Here is a 443-nt window from a genome sequence, read left to right on the forward strand (position 1 = left end):
TGCGGGAAGACGCCCCGACGATCATCCGGGGCTGTCCGACCTTGGACTTTAATGTCCTGAAAGAAATTGCTCTCGTCAAAGTTCTTTCATGATTCCGATCCTCACCATCCCTGTTCGGTGGGCAGAACAAACAGTTCTGCGACATCCATTCGGGATGGTGCGTTCAGCGCAAACAGGATCGTGTCAGCGATGTCTTCGCCTTCCAGATAGGTCATGGAAGCAGCCAGATCATCCATCTGCTTGCGGTAAGTGGCATCTGTAATCTGCTCGTACAGTTCCGACTTCACGGCACCCGGTTGAATGCAGGTGACGCGGATATTGTGCTTTGGCCCGATCTCCATCCTGAGTCCATCGGAGAACGCTGCGACGGCGGCCTTGGTGGCGCAATACACGGCCAGACCGGTAAAGACTTTCCGGCCCGCAATCGAGGACATGTTGAAGAT

The 443-nt window shown here is 54.6% G+C and carries 1 protein-coding gene; it reads right to left on the reverse strand.

Annotated elements, in window-relative coordinates; genetic code table 11:
* Positions 1-101 precede the first annotated feature (101 nt).
* A partial coding sequence (locus B7449_RS17920) for an SDR family oxidoreductase (RefSeq protein ID WP_048883989.1) occupies positions 102-443 on the reverse strand: 342 nt, incomplete at its 5' end.

The sequence above is a fragment of the Komagataeibacter intermedius TF2 genome, from assembly GCF_000964425.1.
GTDB classification, from domain to species: Bacteria; Pseudomonadota; Alphaproteobacteria; order Acetobacterales; family Acetobacteraceae; genus Komagataeibacter; species Komagataeibacter intermedius.